6 protein-coding genes and 1 riboswitch are annotated in these 6,257 nt (G+C 64.1%); of the genes, 5 read left to right on the top strand and 1 reads right to left on the bottom strand.

From position 1 onward, the window contains the following. Both AC2VNO_RS17050 and AC2VNO_RS17045 read left to right on the top strand, forming a co-directional pair. Positions 1-1,195: sensor domain-containing diguanylate cyclase (locus AC2VNO_RS17050; protein ID WP_486935258.1), on the top strand; the 1,195-nt coding region annotated here is incomplete at its 5' end. Between the two features lie 81 nt (positions 1,196-1,276). Beyond that, entirely contained in the window at positions 1,277-1,876 is a 600-nt protein-coding gene (locus AC2VNO_RS17045; RefSeq protein ID WP_486935257.1) for a peroxidase-related enzyme, read from the top strand. A gap of 13 nt (positions 1,877-1,889) precedes the next feature. On the opposite strand, the gene AC2VNO_RS17040 is transcribed toward AC2VNO_RS17045, so the two are convergent. Continuing rightward, positions 1,890-2,561 (bottom strand): hypothetical protein, encoded by a 672-nt coding sequence (locus AC2VNO_RS17040; RefSeq protein ID WP_486935256.1) that lies wholly within the window; start codon positions 2,559-2,561, stop codon positions 1,890-1,892. A 164-nt stretch (positions 2,562-2,725) separates the two neighbouring features. Continuing rightward, positions 2,726-2,834, top strand: a riboswitch (TPP riboswitch). Between AC2VNO_RS17040 and AC2VNO_RS17035 the strand changes: the two genes are divergently transcribed. The 3 genes from AC2VNO_RS17035 to AC2VNO_RS17025 all read left to right on the top strand — a co-directional run bounded on the left by AC2VNO_RS17035 (position 2,824) and on the right by AC2VNO_RS17025 (position 6,252). Next, positions 2,824-4,212 (top strand): sodium:solute symporter family transporter, encoded by a 1,389-nt coding sequence (locus AC2VNO_RS17035; protein WP_486935255.1) that lies wholly within the window; start codon positions 2,824-2,826, stop codon positions 4,210-4,212. It overlaps the preceding riboswitch by 11 nt. A gap of 66 nt (positions 4,213-4,278) precedes the next feature. Beyond that, positions 4,279-5,970 carry a dihydroxy-acid dehydratase gene (gene ilvD, locus AC2VNO_RS17030; RefSeq protein WP_486935254.1) on the top strand — a complete coding sequence of 564 codons (1,692 nt, stop codon included), beginning with the start codon at positions 4,279-4,281 and terminating at the stop codon, positions 5,968-5,970. Positions 5,971-6,063: 93 nt separating this feature from the next. After that, complete coding sequence (locus AC2VNO_RS17025; protein WP_486935253.1) at positions 6,064-6,252, top strand: hypothetical protein; 189 nt, start codon at positions 6,064-6,066, stop codon at positions 6,250-6,252. Positions 6,253-6,257: the final 5 nt, after the last annotated feature.

Here is a 6,257-nt window from a genome sequence, read left to right as displayed (position 1 = left end):
AGAAAAGGCCTTCCTGTACTCGGTGTTCTGTCTTGGCGCCTTTCTGCTTTTCAACCTCACTCTGCGGGGGTTCGGCTATCAGTTCTTGTGGCCGGAATGGCCGCGCTTCAACCATCAGATGCTGTTGTTGAGTACATGCCTGCTGTACGTCGCGCTCACCCTGTTCAGCATCGATTACCTTAGCCTGAAACGGCAGGCACCACGGCTGGCCAAAGGGCTCATGGTGCTGACCGGGGGGCTGATCATCAGCGTGTTGCCCAGCTTTGTCGACCACTTTGCCTGGGTGGTGCAGGCAATGCTTCCGCTGACTATCGGCTATGCGCTTCTGCTGCTCGGCACGAGTGCCTGGCTGAGTTTCAGGGGCGACCGGCTAGCGCAGATATTCCTGCTGGGATGGAGCGGCCTAATTGTCGGCAGTGTGCTCTATTCGCTGCGTCTGGGCGGTTTTCTGCCCTATGGCCTGGGAACCGAATATGCACTGGAGATAGGCGCAGCCTTCGGTTTTCTGCTGCTGGCCTTCGGCTTGGCCTGCAAGATCAATCGCCTGAAACAGGCCAAGCTCGAAGCGGAGCGCAAGACCTATGAGCTGCAGCGGACGCTCAACCATAAGCTCGAGAGCAAGGTGCATCAGCGCACCCATGAGCTGGAGCAGGCCAACCGCAAGCTGGCGGCCATGGTGCGCACCGATCCGCTCACGGGACTGCTCAACCGGCGCCAGTTCGAGGCGCAGATCAACGAGGAGATCCAGCGCCGTCAGCGTGACGGCAAGCCTCTGCTATTCGCCATGATGGATATCGACGACTTCAAGCCCTTCAACGACACCTACGGCCACCAGGCCGGCGATGAGGTATTGCTCGAGGTCGCCAACCTGCTCAAGGCCCATTTCCGCCGTGCCGGTGATCGCCTGTTTCGGCTGGGTGGGGAGGAGTTCGGTATCCTGCTTGAGGCCGACTCGCTGGATGCGGGGCGTTTCTCGCTGGAGCGATTTCGCCATGCCCTGCAGCAGTTGCAGATTCCGCATGAAGCGTCGCGCCACGGGGTGGTGACCGGCTCCTTCGGGCTGGTGTGCTGCGATGAGTATAACCAGCTGCCTTCCGCCATGGCGGTGTACCGCCAGGCCGACCAGGCGATGTACGAAGCCAAGCAAATCAGTCGCAACCGAGTCGTGACGCGGGCTCTGGTGGCGGAGGTGTGAGCGGAGGTCGCATGGACATATTGTTTACGTTGACGTTAACTGGCGCATGCCGGCACAACAACGACAGCAGAGGTTCACGCCATGACCGCACCGCTCAGCCGTTTCCCCGTTCCCGAATCGATTCACGACCTGCCCGATGACATCCGTGAGGCCATCCTCGCGGTGCAAGAGAAAGCCGGCTTCGTACCCAACGTGTTCCTGATGCTGGCGCACCGTCCCGATGAGTTCCGCGCATTCTTCGCTTACCACGATGCGCTGATGGAGCGCGAGTCCGATACGCTCACCAAGGCGGAGAAGGAGATGATCGTAGTGGCCACCAGCGCCCGCAATCGCTGCCTCTATTGCGTGGTGGCTCATGGCGCCCTGGTGCGGATCTATAGCAAGGACCCGCTGCTGGCCGATCAAGTGGCGATCAACCATCGCACCGCGCCCATCAGCGAGCGCCATCGGGTAATGCTCGACTTTGCCCTTCACTGCGGCCTGGAAGTCGGCGAACTCACCGACGAATGGCAGGCTCGCCTCACCGAAGCCGGTTTCAGCCATGACGACATCTGGGACATCGGTGCCATCACCGCTTTCTTCGGCCTCTCCAACCGCCTGGTTACCCTCACTGGCACGCCACCCAACCCGGAGTTCTACCTGATGGGCAGGGTGCCGCGGGATAAGCCCGCTTCCCTCTAGTACGGCGAATGGCTCAGGCGCAGCAGGTTTCCAGCAGCATCAGCACCGGTTCCAGCTGGCTGTCATGAAGTACCAAGACGCTGTCGCCGGTTGCGTCGTCAGGAGGGCGGACTACGGCGAACTCGCCTTCTTCCAGGTGAAATTCGTGGATCTCTCTGGGGCCTTGCGGCGTATTGCAGTGGATCGAGCGGTAGCTGTCGTCCTCGCCGTAGGTGAGACGGTGATAGACCTTGAAGAAGGTATAGAGCGTCAAGCCATGGTCGAAGCCGGGCCAGCGAGCGGGAATGGTGCGTGTTTCCTGATCGAGCGTTTCCCCCTTGGCTTCGGCGTCGGCGATGGCATCTGCCAGCGGGCCGGCCAGCAGCGAAGCGTCGTCGCGGGGCGGTGGGGCGGTGTTTTCCAAGGCCCGCTGATAGAGGGCGCGTACCTGCTCGAAGTCGTCGAGCGAGGTAACGGGGTGGTCGCTGTGGAACAGGTCGGCGGGTTCGAAGCCGCCATTCTCCCAGCCATGTATGACCCGCAGCGTCAGCTGCCCGCTGGCCAAGGGCCTGCATACGAGGGCCTGCAGCGCGACCCGCAAATGAAGCTGGCGCTCGACGTTCAAGTTGTCGAAGGCGGAGTAGGGGTCGGCAAAGATATGATGCAGATGCCCGGGGGCGTGTTCCTTGGCTTCGCTGAATGGCATGAGGGTTCCCTGCGGGGAGAAGGCGTTGAGAGACTGGCGAACGTCGGCGTTCGTAAGGTTTGTCGGCGTTCTCGTTATGGTTTTGTCGTTGTTATATCATTCCAGGGGTTCGAGGTCATATCGGCCAGTTGAAGGCTGGCTTTAGGCCTGCATGACAATTCATTCACTGTCGCCAGGGGAGTCTCGCTGCGGCGAGGCTGAGAGGGCGCAAGGCGCTGACCCTGGAACCTGACCCGGTTCATACCGGCGGAGGAAGTGCGACATGCCATACCTGACGTCAGCCGTGCTCGGCGCGGCGCTGCTGTGCTTTGCTTTCCTGGGGCTGCGTGCTCGCCGCGCCGATGGCCTTCTCGACGATTATGTCACTGCTCGCAATTCCCAGCCGGCCACGAGCCTGGGGCTCTCTTTTCTGGCGTCTGGAATGGGCGCCTGGATCCTCTTCGCTCCGCCGGAGATCGGCGCCTTCGTCGGGCCGCTGGCGTTGGCGGGCTATGCCATCGGTTCGGCGCTGCCCTTCATCGTGCTGGGGCTCTATGGTCCGGCGATTCGCCGTCACTTGCCCGAAGGGCGCAGCATCGGCGAGTTTGCCGAAGCCTGTTACGGTGCCGGTGTGCGCCGCTGGGTGTCGCTGGTATCGGTCCTCTACATGGCCTGCTTCCTGGCTGCCGAACTGACCGCCATCGGGGCCATCACCGCGCTGCTCTCGGATGTGCCGCCGGCGCTGGTGGTGATCGGCGTGGCCGTGACCACACTGATCTACACCGCCATCGGCGGGCTGCGCGCAAGCCTGGCGACGGATCGCTGGCAGGCGTGGCTGCTGATTGTGCTGTTGATCGTGGTGGGTGGAGTGGCGCTCTTTCGCCTGCCCGAGATGCCGGTCGGGGCGGCACTGCCGGCGATCCCTGTCGGCAGTGCGCTGGGGGTGGCACTGACGCTGATCATCGCGGTCACTGCCGCCAACCTCTTCCACCAGGGCTATTGGCAGCGGGTATGGGCCGCGCGGGATGACCGCGCCCTCAACCGCGGTGCCTGGCTGGGTGGCGCTACCACCGTGGCGGTGGTAGCCCTGGTGGGTGGGCTTGGCATGCTGGCGGCCATGAGCGGCGTGGCACTCGGCGAGCCGCCGATCCCCTTCTTTGCCCTGCTGGCCGAAGCGCCGGGCTGGCTGGCCATGCCGGCGCTGGTGCTGGCGGTCACGCTGGTCGCGTCCAGCGTCGATACCCTGCAGAACGGCATTGCCTCGCTGGCAGTGGCGGGCTCGGGCAAGCGGGGGCTCTCCATCGGTGCGGCGCGACTGGCAACCGTGGTGTTGATGGTGCCGGTCGTGATCGTGGCGCTGCAGGGGCTCTCGGTACTGCGCCTGTTCCTGATTGCCGACCTGCTGTGTGCCGCCATCGTGGTGCCGGTACTGCTCGGCCTTTGGCGGCGCATGTCGCCGCTGGCCGCGCTGGCGGGTGGGGTGGCGGGCATGGTTGGCGCCATTTTACCGGGCTGGATCGCCCATGGCAGCCTGGCGTCCGGCGTGCTGGCAGCGAGCTTCCCCGACAGTATCCCCACGCTGCCGCCGTTCCTCGCTGCGCTGGCGGCGTCGACCCTGGTCAGCCTGTTGATCGCCTGGCTGAGACCGCGCGCTACGCTGCGCAGCGCTTGAGCATTTGCCAGGAGGCCGCGTAGCGGCCAACCTCAGGGGGTGCGAAACCGAAACGGAGAGCGCCCCATGAGCGATACCCCCGATCCACGTCGTCGTCATTCCGCCCAGGTGGTGGATGGTGTCGGCAAATCAGCCAGCCGCGCCATGCTCCGAGCGGTGGGCTTTTCCGATGAAGATTTCCGCAAGCCTCAGGTGGGCATTGCCTCGACCTGGAGCATGGTCACGCCCTGCAATAGCCATATCCACGAACTCGCCGAGCGGGCCCGCGACGGTGCCGATGGCGCCGGCGGCAAGGGCGTGATCTTCAATACCATCACCATCTCCGACGGCATTGCCAACGGCACCGAGGGCATGAAGTATTCGCTTGTCTCGCGCGAGGTGATCGCCGACTCCATCGAAACCGTGGCTGGCTGCGAGGGCTTCGACGGACTGGTGGCCATCGGCGGCTGCGACAAGAACATGCCGGGCTGCGTGATCGGCCTGGCGCGGCTGAATCGGCCCAGTGTCTTCGTCTACGGCGGCACCATCCAACCGGGTAAGAATCACACCGATATCGTTTCGGTGTTCGAAGCGATGGGCGCCTATAGCCGCGGCGACCTGGAGCTGATCGAGCTCAAGCAGATCGAGGAGACGGCGATTCCCGGTCCAGGCTCCTGCGGCGGCATGTATACCGCCAATACCATGGCGTCGGCCATCGAGGCACTGGGCATGAGTCTGCCGGGTAGTTCGGCCCAGAACGCCATCTCCCAGGCCAAGCGTGAAGACTGCGAGGCAGCCGGAGCCGCGGTGCTCCACCTGCTCGAGCGCGATATCAAGCCTTCCGACATCATGACCCGTGAGGCCTTCGAGAACGCCATCACCGTGGTGATCGCCCTGGGCGGCTCCACCAATGCGGTCCTGCATCTGGTGGCCATGGCCGCTACGGTGGGCGTGCCGCTTTCGCTGGCCGACTTCACCGAAATTGGCCGGCGTGTTCCGGTGCTGGCCGATCTGCGTCCCAGCGGGCGCTACATGATGAGTGAGCTGGTCGAAATCGGCGGTATTCAGCCGCTGATGAAGACGCTTCTCGATGCCGGCATGCTGCACGGCGACTGCCTGACGGTGACGGGGGGCACCCTGGCCGAGAACCTGGCCGAGGTGGAGCCCTATCCGGTGGGACAGACCATCATTGCGCCACTGGAGACCCCGCTGAAGAAGGAGAGCCACTTGCGCATCCTCTACGGCAACCTGGCCCCGGAAGGGGCGGTCGCCAAGATCACCGGCAAGGAGGGCACGCGGTTTTCCGGCAGTGCACGGGTGTTCGGCTCCGAGGAGGAGGCCCAGGCACGCATCAACGACGGCACCGTGACGGCAGGCGACGTGGTGGTGATCCGCTATGAAGGTCCCAAGGGCGGCCCCGGTATGCGCGAGATGCTCACGCCCACCTCGGCAATCATGGGACGGGGGCTGGGCGATTCGGTGGCCTTGATTACCGATGGCCGCTTCTCCGGCGGCAGCCACGGCTTCGTGGTGGGGCATGTCTCCCCCGAGGCCTTCGATGGCGGCCCGCTGGCGCTGGTCGAGGATGGCGACGGCATCACCATCGATGCCGAGGCCGACACCATCGAGCTGCACGTCGCCGACGAGGAGCTGACTCGCAGACGGCAAGCGTGGCGCCAGCCCGAGCCCCGCTATACCCGAGGCGTACTGGCAAAATACGCACGCACGGTGAGCTCGGCCTCCACCGGGGCGCTGACCGACGTGCCGCCTGATTCATGAGCCGGGCTTGGGCTGGGCTGCGTTTGGCTTGTCACCGTTGCCTTGGCTAGCTTGATAAGACACCCAGTGAATAGCGACCCGCAAGGAGGCATCATGGCCAATAGTGGAACCAGGCAGGCACGTGTGGAACCGATCCGCGATGCCCAGGACATCAATCTACCGGTGACCGGCTGGCACGTGATCGACGAGACGGACCCGAACAACGAAATCGTCGTTTCCGAGCACGACTCCGAAGCCGAAGCCATTCGCGTGGCCGAGGAGTACGAGCAGCGCGAGGAGTGATGGGT

This window comes from Halomonas sp. TH-94 (assembly GCF_057473365.1).
The sequence above is the reverse complement of the archived record's forward strand: the minus strand, read 5'-3'. Positions and strand labels throughout refer to the sequence as shown.